General features: G+C 38.5%; 16 protein-coding genes. 11 read left to right on the forward strand and 5 right to left on the reverse strand.

The window, feature by feature from the left end; all coding sequences use genetic code 11:
• Positions 1-54 precede the first annotated feature (54 nt).
• From ACNKXV_RS06455 to ACNKXV_RS06470, 4 genes are all read left to right on the forward strand, one after another.
• On the forward strand, positions 55-654 hold the full coding sequence (locus ACNKXV_RS06455) for an SET domain-containing protein (RefSeq protein WP_417906885.1): 600 nt from the start codon (positions 55-57) through the stop codon (positions 652-654).
• Positions 655-711: 57 nt separating this feature from the next.
• On the forward strand, positions 712-1,860 hold the full coding sequence (locus ACNKXV_RS06460; RefSeq protein ID WP_417906886.1) for a beta-ketoacyl synthase N-terminal-like domain-containing protein: 1,149 nt from the start codon (positions 712-714) through the stop codon (positions 1,858-1,860).
• An 87-nt stretch (positions 1,861-1,947) separates the two neighbouring features.
• Positions 1,948-3,039, forward strand: coding sequence for a biotin synthase BioB (gene bioB / locus ACNKXV_RS06465; protein WP_417906887.1), 1,092 nt, complete (start codon positions 1,948-1,950; stop codon positions 3,037-3,039).
• Positions 3,040-3,293: 254 nt separating this feature from the next.
• Complete coding sequence (locus tag ACNKXV_RS06470) at positions 3,294-4,175, forward strand: cupin-like domain-containing protein (protein ID WP_417906888.1); 882 nt, start codon at positions 3,294-3,296, stop codon at positions 4,173-4,175.
• Here the strand turns inward: ACNKXV_RS06470 and ACNKXV_RS06475 are convergent.
• The 4 genes from ACNKXV_RS06475 to ACNKXV_RS06490 form a co-directional block, all read right to left on the reverse strand.
• Complete coding sequence (locus ACNKXV_RS06475) at positions 4,165-4,641, reverse strand: regulatory protein RecX (protein WP_417906889.1); 477 nt, start codon at positions 4,639-4,641, stop codon at positions 4,165-4,167. The genes ACNKXV_RS06470 and ACNKXV_RS06475 overlap by 11 nt on opposite strands.
• Positions 4,642-4,955: 314 nt before the next feature.
• Positions 4,956-5,438, reverse strand: a complete 483-nt coding sequence (locus tag ACNKXV_RS06480) for a YciE/YciF ferroxidase family protein (protein ID WP_417906890.1) — start codon at positions 5,436-5,438, stop codon at positions 4,956-4,958.
• 193 nt (positions 5,439-5,631) lie between these two features.
• Positions 5,632-7,170 carry an Rne/Rng family ribonuclease gene (locus tag ACNKXV_RS06485; RefSeq protein ID WP_417906891.1) on the reverse strand — a complete coding sequence of 513 codons (1,539 nt, stop codon included), beginning with the start codon at positions 7,168-7,170 and terminating at the stop codon, positions 5,632-5,634.
• 312 nt (positions 7,171-7,482) lie between these two features.
• Positions 7,483-7,773, reverse strand: a complete 291-nt coding sequence (locus ACNKXV_RS06490; RefSeq protein WP_026913962.1) for an HU family DNA-binding protein — start codon at positions 7,771-7,773, stop codon at positions 7,483-7,485.
• A 140-nt stretch (positions 7,774-7,913) separates the two neighbouring features.
• Between ACNKXV_RS06490 and mutY the strand changes: the two genes are divergently transcribed.
• From mutY to ACNKXV_RS06525, 7 genes are all read left to right on the forward strand, one after another.
• Positions 7,914-8,966 (forward strand): A/G-specific adenine glycosylase, encoded by a 1,053-nt coding sequence (mutY, locus tag ACNKXV_RS06495; RefSeq protein ID WP_417906892.1) that lies wholly within the window; start codon positions 7,914-7,916, stop codon positions 8,964-8,966.
• A gap of 108 nt (positions 8,967-9,074) precedes the next feature.
• Positions 9,075-9,545, forward strand: a complete 471-nt coding sequence (locus tag ACNKXV_RS06500) for a single-stranded DNA-binding protein (protein ID WP_417906893.1) — start codon at positions 9,075-9,077, stop codon at positions 9,543-9,545.
• 21 nt (positions 9,546-9,566) lie between these two features.
• Positions 9,567-10,889, forward strand: coding sequence for a gliding motility-associated protein GldE (locus tag ACNKXV_RS06505; RefSeq protein WP_417906894.1), 1,323 nt, complete (start codon positions 9,567-9,569; stop codon positions 10,887-10,889).
• Complete coding sequence (gldD, locus tag ACNKXV_RS06510) at positions 10,886-11,446, forward strand: gliding motility lipoprotein GldD (protein ID WP_417906895.1); 561 nt, start codon at positions 10,886-10,888, stop codon at positions 11,444-11,446. The genes ACNKXV_RS06505 and gldD overlap by 4 nt, the downstream gene beginning before the upstream one ends.
• Positions 11,447-11,536: 90 nt before the next feature.
• Positions 11,537-14,515 (forward strand): SusC/RagA family TonB-linked outer membrane protein, encoded by a 2,979-nt coding sequence (locus ACNKXV_RS06515; protein WP_417906896.1) that lies wholly within the window; start codon positions 11,537-11,539, stop codon positions 14,513-14,515.
• Positions 14,516-14,522: 7 nt separating this feature from the next.
• Positions 14,523-15,851 (forward strand): RagB/SusD family nutrient uptake outer membrane protein, encoded by a 1,329-nt coding sequence (locus tag ACNKXV_RS06520; RefSeq protein WP_417906897.1) that lies wholly within the window; start codon positions 14,523-14,525, stop codon positions 15,849-15,851.
• A gap of 93 nt (positions 15,852-15,944) precedes the next feature.
• Positions 15,945-16,850, forward strand: coding sequence for a DMT family transporter (locus ACNKXV_RS06525; RefSeq protein WP_417906981.1), 906 nt, complete (start codon positions 15,945-15,947; stop codon positions 16,848-16,850).
• A 47-nt stretch (positions 16,851-16,897) separates the two neighbouring features.
• Here ACNKXV_RS06525 and ACNKXV_RS06530 read toward each other — a convergent pair whose 3' ends face one another.
• A complete protein-coding gene (locus tag ACNKXV_RS06530; RefSeq protein WP_417906898.1) occupies positions 16,898-18,961 on the reverse strand; it encodes a M16 family metallopeptidase in 2,064 nt (687 codons plus the stop codon).
• Positions 18,962-18,975 lie beyond the last annotated feature (14 nt).

Below are 18,975 nucleotides of genomic sequence, written 5' to 3' on the forward strand. Positions count from 1 at the left end.
TTCTGATTTTCGGATTCGTTTTTTGTCTAATTTAGATAGGTTAATCTGAAAATTATGATGCATCCTCACACAAGATTAGAGTGGATCAACGACAAGAAAGGATTCGGGGTGATCGCTACTCAAATGATTCCAAAAGGCACGATAACCTGGGTTCAGGATCAATTGGATATTGTCTTTTTACAAAAGGATGCAGACGAATTAAATCCTATAACCCGTGAAGCTTTTGAAAAATATAGCTTTAGAAATAGTGCCGGGGAATATATTCTTTGCTGGGATCTGGCGAAATATGTAAACCATAGTTTTAAATCCAACTGTTTGTCTACCGCGTATAATTTTGAAATCGCCGTAAGGGATATCCAAATTGGGGAAGAGCTTACAGATGATTATGGATATTTGAACATATCTGAAGAATTTATTCCTGAAGATGAGGGTGTGGAACGAAAAGCCGTGCAGCCGGATGATATTTTAAAATGTTATAAAGAGTGGGACCTGGATTTAGAAAGAGTTTTTCCTCTTATTCTGGATATAGCTCAGCCATTGTATCAATTGCTTTCAGAATCTGTGCAACAGGAGATAAGAAAAATCACTTCCGGAGATAAGAAAATGCTTTCTACCAAAAACCTCTATTTTATGCCTGAAAAAAGCAGAATTTAATCTCTATAATTTAGGGAAGCGAGTTTTGAGGCTTATTTTTGCACCAAAATTCCATTGTTGAAGCAACCAATATCCATAAATTCAATAGCCACGATTTCTGCCTTAGGAGAAACTGAGGAACAAATATGGGAGAACTATATTTCCGCAGATCATTTCTTTCATAAAAAAGCATTCGGTTCTCAAAGCTATTGGGTAAGTGAACTTCCCGGCCAAATTAAAAGTAGCATTAGCGCATTACGAGAGGAGAGTAGTAAATACCGACATTTAGATGAGTCGGTACTTTTTGCCATCATGGTGGCGAGACGCTGCATGAAGAAAAGCACTCTAAAAGATCTTGATGCCGGTATTAATATAGGAAGCAGCAGAGGAGCTACAGGTCTTTTCGAGAAGTATCATAAAGAATATCTGGAGACGGGAAGATCTTCAACCTATAGTTCTCCCACTACAACTCTGGGTAATATCTCGTCATGGGTTGCTCAGGATCTGCAGTTAAATGGCCCTGAATTTTCGCATAGTGTTACTTGTTCCACAGGGATGCATTCCGTTTTAAATGCTATTGCCTGGATACAAAGCGGGATGGTCAATAACTTTCTTGCCGGTGGCAGTGAGGCACCTCTAACAGGATTTACCCTGGCGCAAATGAAGGCCATGAAAATCTATTCAAATGAAAATGGTGCTTATCCCTGTCGTGCTCTGGATATGGAAAAGAAGCAGAATTCCATGATATTAAGTGAAGCGGCCGGAGTTCTTTCTTTAGGTCAGGATGTTCAGAGGGATTCAATGGCAAGGATTACGGGAATAGGCTATGCCAACGAAAAACTGAAACATGGGGCCTCGCTTTCTAAAAATGGAAAATGTCTTCAGAAGTCTATGAAAATGGCGATGGGTGATACAAAAAATGTAGATGCAATTGTGATGCATGCCCCGGGAACTATTGGAGGGGATTCGGCAGAGTTGAATGCCATAAAGCAGATCTTTCAGCATAAAATTCCGGCCATTACTTCTAACAAATGGAAGATTGGGCATAGTTTTGCAGCTTCCGGAATTCTGAATCTTGAAATGGCTGTTCTTATGCTTAAAAATCAGGAATTTATACCAGTTCCGTTTTCAAAATTTGATAGAAAACCGGAAAAACTTGAAAGAATTTTAGTGAATTCTGTAGGATTTGGGGGGAATGCGGTGTCCCTTCTGGTGGAATTAAACTAAATATAATAGCAAATCGTCTTTTTAAAACATAATCACACTTCCCTATAACCTTTAGTTTCTTTATTTTTGAAGAACAAATCGAATTACATGGCAATTAAACACGACTGGACAAAAGAAGAAATTCTCGATATATATAATAAACCTTTTATGGAGCTGCTCTATGAAGCAGCGACGGTTCATAGACAACATCATGACCCGAATACCGTACAGGTTTCTACCTTACTTTCTATTAAAACCGGTGGGTGTCCTGAAGATTGTGGCTATTGTCCACAAGCAGCTAGATATCATACAGACCTTGAGGGGAACGATCTTATGAGCGTTAATCAGGTTAAAGCCCAGGCTCTTAGAGCAAAGGCTTCGGGAAGTTCCCGAGTTTGCATGGGAGCAGCATGGAGAAATGTAAAGGATGGGGAGGAGTTTGATAATGTACTTGAAATGGTGCGCAGCATTAATAAGCTGGACATGGAAGTGTGCTGTACCTTAGGAATGCTAACCGAGAATCAGGCGCAACGTCTTGCTGAAGCTGGATTGTATGCCTACAATCATAATCTTGATACTTCTGAAGATTACTATAAAGAAGTGATTTCTACCAGAGGTTTTGACGACAGGCTTAAAACCATTGATAACGTTAGAAAAACCAACGTGACTGTTTGTAGCGGAGGGATTATAGGAATGGGAGAAACCAAGGAAGATCGTGCTGGAATGCTGGTTGCTTTGGCTACTTTGAATCCACAACCTGAATCTGTGCCTATCAATGCGCTGGTGCCAGTAGAGGGAACACCTATGGAAGAGCAGGAGCCTGTTCCAATCTGGGATATGATTAGAATGGTGGCAACTACAAGAATAGTAATGCCGGAAACTCAGGTAAGATTATCAGCAGGAAGAACACAGATGAGCAGAGAAGGACAGGCAATGTGTTTCTTTGCCGGAGCGAATTCAATTTTTGCCGGAGATAAATTACTTACTACTCCTAATCCGGATGTGAATGAGGACATGGAAATGTTCAAAATGCTGGGATTAAATCCGCAAAAGCCATTTGTTAAAAAATCTCAGCCGGAAAGTGTGGCTGCTGAAGATTCTCAATTCCAAAGTCAGGGAGAAAAACCAAAATGGTCAAGACCGGGACATAAGATCGAAAGAAATCTTGAAGCTCAGGGAAAAGCTAAAACCCGTGCTTAAATAATATCTGATTATATTGAAACTTGATTTTTAAAATATTCCCGGAGGAGAAATCTTTAAATGAAGGTTTCCTTCGGGAATATTTGAAATCATGCAGATCTTTATAATAGATCTGAAGTTTGCCAGTTTATCAAGCTTGTTTTGAATTGAACTCAATAAAATGTTTGAGTATTTATTACTCCTGCACTTTTGAGAAAAAAAATCTTTTAGAATAACTTATAAACGGATAGGGAAATATAAAATCCAGGGATTACATGAAGCAGGAAAAATTGAACTTGGAACAAATACCTCGTGTAGAAAGAATTTCAAAAGAAGACTTTCTGCGGAATTATGTCCAGCCTCAAAAACCGGTTGTAATAGAAAAACTTATTGAAAACTGGCCAGCTTATGATAAATGGAACCTGGATTATATTAAGAAGCTAGCCGGAAATAAAGAGGTGCCGCTTTATGATAACCGGCCTATCTCCTCAAAATATAAGTTCAATGAGCCTCATACGTACATGAAAATGGCTGATTATATTGACCTTATAAAGTCCGGACCAACCAATTACCGAATTTTTCTATATCATTTGATGAAGGAAGTTCCTGCCCTTCAGAAGGATTTCAGGATTCCTAAGATCGGGTTGAAAATTATAAAGCAGGTTCCAATGCTGTTTTTTGGCGGTGAGAACTCGAAAGTATTTATGCATTATGATATAGATTATGCAAACATACTTCACTTCCATTTTCACGGTAAAAAGCAATGCATTTTGTTTGGCCCGGAACAAAGTAAATATCTGTATAAAGTGCCGCATGCGTTGATAGCTCGGGAAGACATTAATTTTGAGAATCCTGATTTTGATAAATTCCCTGTTCTAAGGAAAGCTAAAGGCTATATAGCAGAACTAAATCATGGAGAATCTTTATATATGCCGGAAGGATACTGGCATCACATGACCTATAAAACGGCAGGCTTTAGCATGAGTCTGAGAGCTGCCCCACGTACCCTCACCAATTTTTCAAAAGCGGTATATAACCTCATTTTTATGCGTCACTTCGATAATTATATGCGGAAGTTAAGAGGTCAAAAATGGATCGATTATAAAAACGAACAGGCGATCAAGCGGACTCATAAAAAGAATGAAATTAGTCTATAAGTTCGTTTGCGCAATCGAAAACAAGTGAAGACTCATAACCTTTACGCAGTAAGTGATCTGCTAATTTACCTTTTTTCTTGAAGGAATTTGGCTCCGTAAGTTTCTCCAGTTTCTTTTCTGCTAATTCATATAAGGTGGCGCGATATTCCGATTCTTTAATTTCAGTAAGACCAAGTTTTATAATTGGTGAAGATATTCCCCGCTTTTTTAATTCCTGTGTGATCTTGATCCTTCCCCATTTTTTAATTCTGAATTTTCCCCGCACAAAACTTCTTGAAAAGCGTTCTTCGTTCAAAAAATTTTCCTGCATTAACTCTATTATGATCTTTTCTTTCGCAGCAGGGATCATATTCATAGAATCCAGCTTGTCTTCTACTTCTTTTTGAGAACGGTCCCGGTAGGCGCAAAAATGCATTAGTTTTTGCAGGGCTTCATCAACGGTAAAAGAGGGTTGGTTAAATTTCATTTTTTCTGAAAAAGTTTTTCAAATGAAAGAGTAGGAAAATTAACATTATAAGTAGCCAGGCTGCAAAACAAATCACTTCCGCAGCGATAACATAATAAGTATCATGTAGCGATATGCTGACAAATTCTCCATAAAAAGTGAAGCCGAAAATAAGTGTGATAATGCTTATAAGAAACCTGTATTTTGCCATGGCTTCAAATATAGTTATTCAAATTCACCTATTCGTTAATTGGAAGATGGGAAGGTTTGAAGTAGGCGATTTACAAAATAAAAAACCTCCCGGTTGGGAGGTTTTTGAAATAGAGGAGTGATAACTATTTGGCTTTTTTATTAAGTCTACCTTCAGCCATTTTGTCTAATTTGTTGTCGGCATCGTATTCTTCATCCAAAGTTTTCTGAAGTTTTTTTGCGATCTCATTGTGTCCAAGTTCTTTGGCGTATCGTACAACCGTTCCGTAGCCGGAAATTTCATAATGTTCCACTCTTTGAGCATCTGCAATTAGCCCGGCATCTCTTACCTCTTCAGTGGCATCTTCTTTCAGGAAATCCTCCACTTCTTCAATAAGACCTTTCATGGCTTTACAGGTTTCACCATTTGGGCTAATATTAAGTTCCTTGCAAATTACCTCCAGACGGCTCTTGTGTTCTTTGGTTTCTTCAAGATGACTTTCAAATGCTTTTTTAAGCTTCTCGTCATGCGCTTTTTTGGCCATCTTGGGAAGAGCTTTTATGAGCTGGCTCTCCGCACTGAAAAGGTCTTTCAGCTGATGCTCGAATAACTCATTTAAATCTTTCATTAGTCTAATATTTTATGGTTAATGAAGTTGAAATTACACCCTTAATCCATGAGGAACAGTTAAATGAGCGCCAAAGAAATGTTGGGGATTTATTAAATGTTTGAAGAAGAAATGAACTGGTAAATTTTGATAAGATTTCACTGAATTTAGAGCATAAAAAAACGCCTTCCAATTGCTTGAAAGGCGTTTTTTTTTATTTGATCACTTTCCCGTCACTGTCGTGAAAGTGGTACTCTAAATACGTGTAAGCATCGCGAGGTAAAATTTTCACCCATCGTTTGTGGTCTACAAACCACTTAGATCGGGGAGATGGAAAGCCTTTGGTTAAAAAGGCTGCAATAAAGGGGTGCGCGCTGAGAGTGATCTTTTTATGATCTTTCTTGATCAGCTTTTCAAGGTCCACTTTGATCTTGTTCACCAAACTTATTGGTGCTTCGACCTCACCATCACCGTTCGGGTTTTCCTCACGGGTCTTGATGTTCATTTCTGGCCTTACGCGTTGTCTTGTAATCTGGATCAATCCAAACTTACTTGGTGGCAAAATTTTGTGTTTTGCGCGGTCATCACTCATTTCTTCACGAAGGTGATCATAAAGCTTTTTTCGGTTTTCAGCTTTATTCATGTCTATGAAGTCTACTACGATAATACCTCCCATGTCACGAAGTCGTAACTGGCGGGCTATCTCAGTAGCGCTAATCATATTTACCTCCAGAGCGGTATCTTCCTGGTTCTTAGATTTGTTAGAACGGTTTCCACTATTCACGTCTATAACGTGCATTGCTTCAGTGTGTTCTATTACCAGGTAGGCGCCTTTACTCATTGATACAGTGCGCCCAAAGGAAGTTTTTATTTGTCTTTCGATACCATTCTTTTCAAAAATGGGTTGATTGGATTGATGCAATTTTACGATTGATTCTTTGTCAGGAGCAATTTCGCTCACATAATCTTTGATTTGAGTATAAAGTGTTTCATCATCAACGACAATGGAAGTAAAAGAGTCATTAAAAATGTCTCTTAACAAGGACGAAGCCCTGTTTAATTCTCCCAATACCTTAGAAGGATGATGTGCTTTATACAGTTTTTTACACATTGCCGTCCAGCGACCCATCAAATTTTGAAGGTCTCTGTCCAGTTCTGCTACTTTTTTGCCTTCGGCTACGGTTCTTACAATAACCCCAAAACCTTTGGGTCTAATGCTTTTTACCAGTCTCTTAAGACGTTCCTTTTCTTCTTTGCTTTCGATTTTCTGTGAAACCGAGATTCTGTTTGAAAAAGGCACTAAAACAATATAGCGGCCCGGTAAGGAAAGTTCTGAACTTATCCTTGGACCTTTTGTTGAGATTGGTTCTTTTACAATTTGAACCAGTAGCGACTGATTTGATTTTAAGACATCGGCAATCGTGCCGTTTTTGTCTATATCCTTTTCAAAAGTAAAATTCTTTAAAGAATAATCTTTTAATTTACCTGTGCTTACACGTTTTATGAACTTTACTAAAGAAGCGATTTGAGGACCAAGATCATGATAGTGTAAAAAACCATCTTTCTCATAGCCAACATTTACAAATGCGGCGTTTAGTCCAGGTACAGCTTTTCTAATTTTAGCGATATAAATATCCCCAACATTAAATTTATTACTGTCTTCTTCCTTGTTAAGTTCAATAAGTTTTCCATCTTTTAATAAGGCAAAATCTACAGCAGAAGGTTCGGACCGGATAATTAATTCTTTGTCCACGCTTCCAGATTTTATTATCCATATCTAAATTAGATACAGATGGATTAAACATTATTTTTTCACAGGTTTTTAATCCTGAAGAAACCTCATCGACACAGGAATTCTGCCGGGGGTTTCATTTTCAAAGAACGATTGTTGTTTAAATAAAAAAAGTAGTTGTCACACTACTTTTTCTTGTGGCGATTAGCTCTTCTTCTCTTCTTACGCTTGTGCGTAGCCACCTTATGTCTTTTTCTTTTTTTACCACTTGGCATAGTGCAATATTGTTTAGATTAATACTTATTTCTTGAGTCCTTAATAAGGACTACATTTTTACTTTACTTCTACGTTAGATTTTACTCCTTCAACAAAAATCTTTGCAGGCTTAAATGCCGGAATATTGTGTGCAGGGATTTTGATGGTAGTATTTTTTGAAATGTTTCTTCCGGTCTTCTCAGCTCTCGTCTTAACAACAAAACTTCCAAAACCACGAAGGTAAACGTTATCTCCACTCTCAAGAGAAGTTTTCACTTCATCCATAAAAGATTCGATAGTAGCTTGTACATCTGCTTTCTCCATTCCAAGTTTTTCTGAAATGTTTGCTACGATATCTGCTTTCGTCATTTTCGTGCTATTTAAATTAATTATTGGGGATTCAATTTTTCAAGGGGGCAAATATAAGAATTAAATCTGCAATATTTCAAACCTAATTCACTAATAATAACGTAATAAACTCCTATTATTGCGGAGATTCTATTTTTGCTATGGTTTTTTCCAATAGATTGACACAATGGTACTTGCAGAGAAAACGCGATCTTCCCTGGAGAAAGACAAAAGATCCTTACCGTATTTGGCTTAGTGAGATCATGCTTCAGCAAACGCGAATTGAACAGGGTTTACCTTATTATAACAAGTTTACACAAGCCTATCCAACCGTATTTGATCTTGCCAAAGCTCCTCTTGAAGAAGTGCTGAAATTATGGCAAGGCCTGGGCTATTATTCCCGCGCCCGTAACCTCCATGAAACCGCCAATTTTGTGGCCAATGATTTAGGTGGCCACTTTCCGGATAACTATAAAGGATTAAAAGCATTAAAAGGCGTAGGTGATTACACCGCCAGTGCTATTGCCTCCATATGTTATAATGAACCGGTCGCTGTGGTAGATGGAAATGTATATAGAGTCCTGTCCAGAATTTTTGAGATAAGTACTCCTATTAATTCTACAGCAGGGATCAAAGAGTTTAAAGCATTGGCTCAGGAGTTACTTGATCATAAAGATCCTTCTACTTTTAATCAGGCCATCATGGAATTTGGAGCGCTTCATTGTAAACCTCAAAATCCATTATGTGATACCTGTCCTTTTAATGATATGTGTCTTGCCTTAAAAAATGACAGGATTAAAAATCTTCCTGTAAAACTGAAAAAGGCCAGGGTGAGGAAACGATATTTTAATTATCTGGTTTTTGACCTGAAGGATGAAAAAACCATTCTCGAAAAAAGAGAGGGAAAAGGCATATGGAATGGTTTATATCAATTTCCCTTGATCGAGACTGAAGGGTTGTTGGAGGAAGAGGAGCTTTTAAATCATCAGGAATTTCAGAATATGCTTGATTCCTCGCTATTTGAACTGGAGCTGCATAATGAAAATCCCGTTGTTCATAAATTATCCCATCAACACCTTTATACCCGGTTCTGGAAAATATATACTCATGAGGTGGCTGAAGAAGCGATTCCTTTAAAGAAAGTGACTGATTATCCCGTGCCGGTACTAATAGAAAATTTTCTAAATGAGTACCTTCCCGATGATTATAAATAGATGCTTGTTTATATCTTTGCCCGCTTTTGCTTTTTGAGGCAAAAAAATTAGTATTTTAGAATAAATTTATTTCAATAGGTCTTTTTCGAGACATCAAAAGTTTAAATTATGACAGGTACATTGAACAAAGTAATGTTAATTGGACATACGGGTGATGACGTAAAAATGCATTATTTTGAAGGAGGCGGGTCTCTTGGGCGTTTTCCGCTTGCTACCAATGAGAGCTATACTAATAAAACTACGGGTGAACGTGTTACCAATACAGAGTGGCACAATGTGGTGGTGAGAAACAAAGCTGCCGAGATCTGTGAGAAATACCTCAAAAAAGGGGATAAAGTTTATATAGAAGGACGTATTAAAACCCGTAAATGGCAGGATGATGCAGGGAACGAAAAGTATTCTACAGAAATTCACTGTACAGAGTTTACTTTTCTAACTCCAAAAGACTCTTCCGGGGCTGCTCCGGCGGGTAACCAGCAACAGTCGGCTTCCCAGCCAGCCAGACCTCAAAGTGATAATTTTACCAATAAGAATGAATCTTTCTCTCAGGAAGAAGAAGAAGACGATTTACCATTCTAAGTTTAACCAAAATTTTTGCCTTTGGACTCGGAGCCTCCCAGTTTGCTTTTGTTTTTAGCCACAATGGGAATTTCCCATCTTTTCAGCTTGATCTCTTTATTCTTGCTACTATTATGTTCTGCTCTTATTTCGGGGGCTGAAGTAGCCTTTTTTTCTCTTACTCCTGCTAATTTTATTACTGAAGACGGGAAAAGGAGTAAAACTCAGAATATTGTAATCAATCTGCTTGAAAAGCCTAAAAAGTTGCTTGCTACTATTCTTGTAGCGAATAACTTCATCAATATTGCAATTGTTTTACTGTTCGATAATCTGGCAGATGATCTGTTTGCTGATATCAATACTCAGTTTTACGGGATAGACCTTAGATTCCTATTCGAAGTAGGATTGGTTACTTTCCTAATCCTTTTATTCGGGGAAATTCTTCCGAAGGTTTATGCCAGCAGGAATAAGGTGCAGTTCTCAAATTTTATGGCGTACCCCATCAATATCCTGGATACTTTATTTTCTCCGCTTAGTACACCAATGAGGGCGGTGACGCTATATTTTCATGAGAAATTTGGTAAACAACGATCTTTTATAAGTATAGATCATCTTTCTCAGGCGCTTGAGCTAACCAGTGAAGAAGATACCACCCGGGAAGAACAAAAAATTCTGCAGGGGATCGTGAGTTTCGGGAATACAGATACCAAACAGGTAATGCGTCCTAGAATGGATCTTTTCGCTTTGAGTGAGGAGAGTCCGTATGAAGAGATCATCCCTTTAATCGTGGAGAATGGTTATTCAAGGATCCCGGTCTATAAAGAGAATATCGATAATATAATAGGGATATTGTATATCAAGGATCTGTTGCCTTATCTAAATCAAAAAAAGTTCAACTGGACGAGTTTGGTTCGTGAGCCATATTTTGTGCCGGAGAATAAAAAGCTTGATGATCTCCTGAATGATTTTAAGAATAAAAGAAACCATTTGGCTATCGTGGTGGATGAATATGGGGGGACCAGTGGTTTAATCTCTCTGGAAGATATAATTGAAGAAATTGTTGGAGATATAAGCGATGAATTTGATGATGAAGATCTTATTTATTCAAAGCTTGATGAGAACAATTTTGTTTTCGAGGGTAAAACACCGCTAAAAGATTTTTATAAGATCGCCAAGGTGGAAGATCCAGCTTTATTCGAGGATCAAAAAGGAGAAGCAGATACTCTGGCTGGATTTCTACTGGAAATTTCCGGAGGTTTTCCTAAAAAGAATGACGAGATCATTTTCAATAATTTCGTTTTTGTAATTGAGGTTATTGATGATAAAAGGATTAAGCAAATCAAGCTAAGTATTAATCCGCTATGAGAAAAATTGGTTTAATTCTTTTATTGATTTCATTGCTTGTTTCCTGTAAGGATAATGTTCTGCCCAAACCCAGGGGGTTTCTTGCACTTGAATATCCAGAAGCCAAATACCAAAATATTGATGTTGGCTGCCCCTATATATTTGAGAAAAATGCCGTGGCAGAGATATCAGCTTCCCGCAACAACATTCCCTGTTGGATGGATCTTCAGTATAAATCCATGAATGGAGCTATATTTCTAACCTATCAACCAGTTAAGAATAATCTCGACTCCCTGCTTGCCGATGCTCAAAAATTGCCATTACAGCATACTATTAAAGCAGAGGTGATTGAAGGGGATATTTATACCAACGACATTCATAAAACTTACGGAATGTTTTATCAGGTTGATGGGGATGCTGCGTCTCAGGCTCAGTTTTATCTTACAGATAGTGTAGACCATTTTATTACCGGCTCGATTTATTTTAACAGTCTTCCCAATTTCGATTCAATCGTACCGGCAGCCAATTATTTGAAGAAGGACATGCGCCATTTAATGGAAACCTTGCAGTGGAAGTAGGGCCAAATCATCCGTAAAAGTCACGAATAAGTAGATATAATTTAATAAAAATCCTTATTATTGTTAATATAACTATAAAATTAACAAATTATGAGGCAATTTTCTTTGAGTTATTTCAAAGTGATCTTCCTTTTGTTATTTCCTTCCATAGTTTTTTCTCAGGAAGTATTGGAGGGGAAAACTATCAATCAAAGCACAGGTGAAATAGTACCATTTGTGAATGTGATTGAAAAAGGAACTAGCAACGGTACTACCAGTGATTTTGAAGGTAACTTCAGTATTTCGGTAGAATCACTCCCTACAACGCTGGTGTTTTCTTACTTAGGTTTCGAAACCCAGGAAATTAAAGTAACTGAGAACTCTCCTTTAACTGTACAATTCGTGGAATCTGCCGCCGCCCTGGACGAGGTGGTTGTTACAGGTTTAGCCACATCTATCAAAAGACAGAATGCGGCTAACTCTGTTGCTTCCTTATCTGCTGATGATATTGCAGGTAGAACTCCACCTCCAACTTTAGATGGAGCTTTATACGGAAAATTTGCGGGAGCTACGGTAAGCGCGAATTCAGGTGCTCCCGGTGGTGGACTCTCTGTAAAGTTAAGAGGGGCAACCTCGATACAGGGTAATACACAACCATTATATATTGTGGATGGGGTATATATTGATAACTCATCGATCGCAGCAGGACTAAATGTAGTTTCGGCTGCATCCTCCGGAGGTAGTGCATCCAACCAGGATAACCCTTCTAACAGGATCGCAGATATCAACCCGGAAGATATTGCAAACATTGAAATTTTAAAAGGTGCATCTGCAGCAGCGATCTATGGATCCAGAGCGGCCGCGGGTGTGGTTATTATAACTACCAAACGTGGTAAAGCCGGAGAAACCAAATTCAGTTTTTCTCAGGCAACCGGATGGACAGAAGTTACCAATCTACTTGGTCTAAGAGACTACAACGAAGATCGTGTACGAGCTAGTTTTGGAGATGAAGCTGCGGCGAGTTTTGTTGCTGCACAACAGGCCGGTAGACTTGTAGATTACGAAAAAGAAATTTTTGGTGAGAAAGGTCTTATCAGCATTACCAACTTCAGCTTAAGCGGAGGTGGTGAAAACACAAAATTCTATACCGGGATCACTCATAATGATGAGGACGGAATCGTGAATAATACAGGTTATAAGAAAACTTCCTTAAGATTGAATCTTGATCATAAACCAGCCGATTTTATAAAGCTTGGTCTTAGTTCAAGTTATATTCACTCTTCAGCTAACCGTGGATTTTTTAATAATGATAACTCGGGAACCAGTATTGGGGTAACTCTTACCGGAACTACTCCGTGGCTGGAATTATTTCCAAACGAGGATGGTATCTATCCAGATAACCCGGCAGGAGCTTCTAACCCACTTCAAACCCGTGACCTTGTAAGAAACAATGAGACTATTAACAGGTTTATTATGGGTGCAAATGCAAACATTGATCTTTACAGAGGCGATAGTTCAAATTTAGAACTTATCCTTCGTGGAGGTTTGGATATGTATGGACTTAAAACCCGTGCTATCTTCCCTAAGGCCTTACAATTCCAAAAGCCATCCAATGGTGGTTTAAATGGTGTTGCGGTACAGGGTGATACTCAAAACAAGAACTACAACCTTTCTGCTTTCTTAGTTCACAATTATTATACAGATAATGATTTGAACTTTAGAACTCAGGCAGGTCTTACCAGAGAGTACTTTGACAGAAATACTCAACTTATCACTGCTACAGGACTTGTAGCTTCTGAAACCAATGTAGACCAGGCAGCGAATACCGGAGTTGATCAAACAAGATTGCTTCAGGAAGATGCCGGATTCTTTGTTCAGGAAGAGGTAAATTATCAGGATAAGTTAATCGCAACTTTAGGTTTGCGTGGGGATAAGTCTTCGAATAACGGTGATGTAGATAAGATCTATTACTATCCAAAAGCTTCTCTCGCCTTGAATTTTAATGAATTCGACTTCTGGAATGATACCAGCAACTGGGATCAGTTCAAATTGAGAGTTGCTTATGGTGAAGCCGGAAACTTCCCGCAGTTTGGTTCGCTTTTTACTTCGTATAACACCTACAGTACAGACGGTCTTTTAGGGATTAGTCTTATTGGGGTTCGTGGAGACAGGCAGCTGGAATCTGAAAGACAAAAAGAACTTGAATTTGGTACAGATATAAGTTTCTTTGAAAACAAACTGAATTTCTCTGCTACTTACTACGTTAAAACGATTGATGACCTGATCCTTCAGGCAGCGTTAGAGCCAAGTACAGGTTTTACTTCAGAATTTGTTAATGCGGGAGCATTAAGAAACAATGGTATCGAATTATCCATGAATGCAGTGCCGGTTGCTACTGAAGACTGGAACTGGAGTGTTGGAATCAACTTCTTTAAGAACAAGTCTGAAATTACCAGACTGGATGTAGATCCATTCAACATTGGTGCTTTTGGTGCAACTTTGGGAACTTTCAGAATTGAAGAAGGAGAAAGTGCTACTCAAATTGTTGGGATTGGACCAAACCCTGGAGCTAATGGTTTCCAGAAATTTGGAGATGCTGAACCGGATTTCCAGATGGGATTCAATTCAGAAATTATTTATAAGAACTTCGACCTGTCATTTGTATGGCAATGGAAAAATGGAGGTGAAAATATAAATCTTACTGCTTTATTGACCGATCTTAACGGAACGAGTCATGATTATGATACGATCGATCTTGATCCAAACGGAGAACTTGGAAACGGTGCTTACAGAGTAAGCCAGTTAGGATCTTCAGCTGAAGTTTTCGTGGAAGATGCTTCTTATGTTCGACTTAGAGAATTAGGTCTATACTACAATGTTCCGGATACTTTCTACGAAAGCTGGTTCGGCGGTAGTCTGGATAACATTAAGCTTGGATTTTCAGGTACCAACCTGATCAATATCTTTGATTATAATAGTTATGATCCTGAGGTTTCCAACTTTGGAGCGAATGGTATTTTTACTGGTGTTGAGGTAACGCCATTCCCATCTTCAAAAAGATACCTATTTCACTTAGCAGTTAATTTTTAATAAATAGATGATGAAAAATATATTCAAAAAAATATTCTTATTCCTGGCGATCATGGGCGTGATGCAAGCTTGTGACGTGGAAGAATTTTCAGATCTAAACAACCCCGAAGTCGATGCGTTTCGTGATAACCTTACCAGAGGTGACTTGCAGGACCTTGTAGGCGGAGTGTTGTATAGTATGAGAGTAAGACTTGGAACCTACTTTGATGATGTAGGTGTAATTGGACGTGAATACTGGAGATTTGCAAGTTCAGATCCTCGTTTTACTGCCGATCTTTTAGGAAAGCAGGATGCCATCCTGGATAATAACACTTTTTACATTACCAATCCCTGGGCAGCCAGATATCGTAGTGTGAAAAATGCTAATCTTATCCTGGAATTTATGGAAAGTCAGGATCTTTCAGCTCAGTTTACCACATCAGAGTTAAGCGCGACGAAAGGTTTCCTTAAAACCCTTAAGGCTTATGAGTTATTGTTAAACCTTAACCTGACTTACCAAAACGGAATCAGAGTTGATGTGGCCGATCAAAATAACCTTGGACCATTCCTTGGTTATAATGAGTCTTTGGCTGCTTTAAGAAGCTTGCTTGACGAAGCTGCTCAGGATCTGCAAAGTGGAGGAACACATTTCCCTTTCACCTTGCCATCAGGTTTTGACGGCTTTAGGACTCCTTCTTCTTTCCTTGAGGTAAACAAGGCGTTTGCTGCAAGAATTGCTGCATATCAGGGAGACCATGATGCAGTGTTAAATTATCTGGAGGATTCCTTCATGACAATGGATGCAGGTCAATTAGATAAAGGAATTTATTACACTTTTAGTGGAGATCAAACAGATCTTTTAAATCCGCTTTACTTCCCGGTTGAAGCTACTACAGCAGGAGCGCGAATCGTTCAGCCAGACTTTGTTGCAGATGCAGAAGATGATGATGAAAGACTTAATAAGATCGCAAAACGTAGTGAGCCGCTTACTTTTGATGGTCTAACCGGCGAGTATGCTGTATTCAGATATAAATCTAATGTGGATAATATTCCAATTATTAGAAATGAAGAGTTAATACTTCTTTATGCTGAAGCTAATATTTTCATTAATCCTGATGAGGCTGTTGATGCATTGAATTTTATTAGAAATGCAGCTGGTCTTGATGATTATTCCGGAGCTGAAACTGAAGATGCTTTGATCGAGGAAATGCTGATGCAAAGACGTTATTCTCTTTTTGCTGAAGGTCACAGATGGATTGATGTAAGAAGGTATGACATGTTAGATACTTTGCCACTGGATAGAGATGGTGATGATGTGTTTACACAATTCCCAATTCCTCTTACAGAGAATCAATAATATCAATTTGATAATTAAAAAAATCCACCCTGTTATTCGGGGTGGATTTTTTATTTAAGGTCCTTTTCAAAGACATATCTTCGCGAAAAATTTATTGAAGTGAAGAATATCAAATGGATCTACCTGATCATACTTTCCCTGGTTTGGGGAAGTTCCTTTATCCTTATTAAAAAATCTCTTATTGGTTTAACCGCTTTACAGGTTGGCTCCTTCAGAATTATTTTTGCAGGCCTGTTCCTGGTTCTTGTTGGCTTTAATAGCCTGAGGAAAATTTCTTCAGCACAATGGAGATGGGTTATACTTTCAGGTTTTCTGGGCTCCTTTTTTCCGGTCTATCTTTTTGCTTTTGCTGAAACAGAAATAGACAGTGCCATCGCTTCCATTTTAAATGCGACCACCCCTTTAATGACTCTAATTTTTGGTGGTTTGCTGTTCAATGCGGTTTTCACTCAGAATAAGATCACCGGGGTAATAATAGGATTATTAGGTACAGCTGGTTTGATCTATTCCGGTGCGAGCATAGATCCGGACCAGAATTACCTGTATTCATTTTTGGTAGTTCTTGCTGCCGCATGTTATGCCATGAATGTGAATATTCTAAAAACCAAGATGAGTAATATTAGTCCGTTAGGAATTGCCGCGGGTAATTTTACCGTGCTTTTAATTCCTGCAACCATAGTATTATATTTTTCAGGATTCTTTGAAGCTCCCGGAATTACCGAAGAGATTAAGTTATCACTGGTTTATGTGGGGATATTGGGAATTATAGGTACCGGAGTTGCGATGATCATATTTAATAAACTGGTGCAAATCTCAGATCCCGTTTTTACTTCTTCTGTTACCTATACCATTCCAGTGGTTGCATTAGGATGGGGAATGCTGGATGGAGAAACTTTTAGTATTGGGCAGTTGATCTCTGCTCTCGTGATATTGATCGGGGTATTTATAGTGAACAGATCTAAAAATATCATCTCTAAATTCAGAAAACAAGCCATATAAAAAAAGCCCCGAATACGGGGCTTTTCATTTATTGACTGGCGAAAGATTTACTCTACTTTGAAATCTTCTGCAGATACTCCTTCGTTCACAAGGATCTTGGAAACCTTAAACTCGAATGATTGAGGTCCCATACTCTGTGTGATCATAAATGGGAATTTCACACCATTTACTTCCTGGTAGTCACTATAACCTGTTGGGATCGTCATTGTTTGACCTCCCTGGCTAACAGTTTTTACTGACTGGATCTTAAGACCTGATTCAACAGAATAGAAATTCTGGTTATTCTCATCGATAGCTACTACATAAGCATCTTCACCATTTACTTTTTCCATTCCGGTAACCTTAGCGTCTCCAACTTTTAATTCTGGGAATAGTTGAGCATCGGTTTTTGCCATTGCGATCTGCTCTTCGTTGTAAGGCATTTTTTGTCCCTGAGCCATTACGAATCCGGCAGTACCATCAAAAACCTGCTTGTTCATTACGTTTCCGGCCATGGAGATAGACTGGTTTAATTTCCCGTCTGATGTTCTTTTCATTTCCAGATCCAAATTCATACCCTGAACCTGTGCCTGAGCGATCATCACGGTGCTTTTAACGTCGTTTACTGCCTTTTCACCACCAATGGCATCAATGTACTTAGCGAAAACACTTGCCGTTGTTACAGAAGGATCAAGCTCTTTAGCAGTTGGTTTTTCAACTTCTTCTCCAAGCTTGTTATAATATTTAACCGGGATGGTTTTACTATTGAATTTGATCTTTTCAAGATTCTCTCCAATTTCTGAAGCTTTTCCGGCAACTACAATTCTCATCTTATCGGTTTGGTAATATTTATTAGCAACCCTTTTGATGTCTTCAGCAGTTACGGCATTGATCTTTTTAAGGAAGTTCTGATAAAAATCTTTAGGAAGATCATTTGTCTTTACATTCAATGCGTAATTGGCTATGGTAGATGGACTCTCCAGTCTAAGAACAAAATCACCTGCAAATTTGTTTTTAGCATTTGCTAAAATTTCCGGATCAACAAGTTCAGTTTTTATTCTTTGGATCTCTTTTAGAGATTCTACAATTGCACTGTCTGTCACCGCATTTCTTACACTTGCCTGAGCAACGAATCTTGAAGCGTATTTATCTGCTCCTGTGCTTGTTCTTGCTCCGTAAGTATAACCTTTGTCCTCTCTAAGGTTCATGTTAAGGTAACTTCCAAAACTACCTCCAAGGATCTGGTTAGCAACCAGTACCGGGAAATAATCTTCGTCAGACATCTTAAGTTTAATAGTATTCTGCAGTCTAAGTTCGCTTTGTACAGCGTTTGGCATATCGATTAAGTTGATCTGCGTTTGATCTGCATTGGTAACTTTAGGAAGTTCTTTGGTGGTTGGTGCTCCTTTAGCCCATTTTCCAAAATTCTTCTTTACCAGTTTTTTTACTTCTGAAGTTTTGATGTCTCCAACTACTACCAAGTAAGCGTTTGCCGGCTTGAAGTAAGTGTTGTAGAACTTCTCAACATCCTGAAGGGTTACTTTTTCTGTATTCTCAACAGTTGCAAATTCACCGTAGGGGTGATCGTTACCGTAGGCCAAAGCTGCACTTACACGGCTGGCAATAGAACCAACATCTTTATCGATGGACTTAAGACCTTCGATTTGTTTGTTCTTTTCAGCATCAAATTCTTCCTGAACAAATTTTGGTCTAAGGGCACCTTCAGCCATTAGTTCCATTACTCTTGGGAAGAATTTTGATAGTGAACTTGCATAAACACTTTCAGATCCAAAATTTAAGTTGGCTCCAAGAAAATCGATTTCTTCGTTAAAAGCATCCTTGGAAATGTTCTGTGTACCGGTTCCCAATAAAGAAGAAACTAAAGCGGCAGTTGCCGGTTTGTCCTCTGCATGTGGAGGGTTGTCGATTATTAACGATGCGGCAACTCTTGGAAGTTTATGGTTTTCAACCACTAAAACCTTAAGGCCATTGTCAAGAACAAATTCCTCTGGCTGTCCAAGATTGATCTTAGGAGCAGGTCCCGGTTCCGGTTGTTTAGATCGGTCAACCTGTGCTATTGACGCGGTTGTCAAAAAACAGGCTATAAATAATGTAAGTATATTAAATTTCATTCTCTTAATTTTTT

The organism is Christiangramia aquimixticola, assembly GCF_048285835.1.
Taxonomy (GTDB): domain Bacteria; phylum Bacteroidota; class Bacteroidia; order Flavobacteriales; family Flavobacteriaceae; genus Christiangramia; species Christiangramia aquimixticola.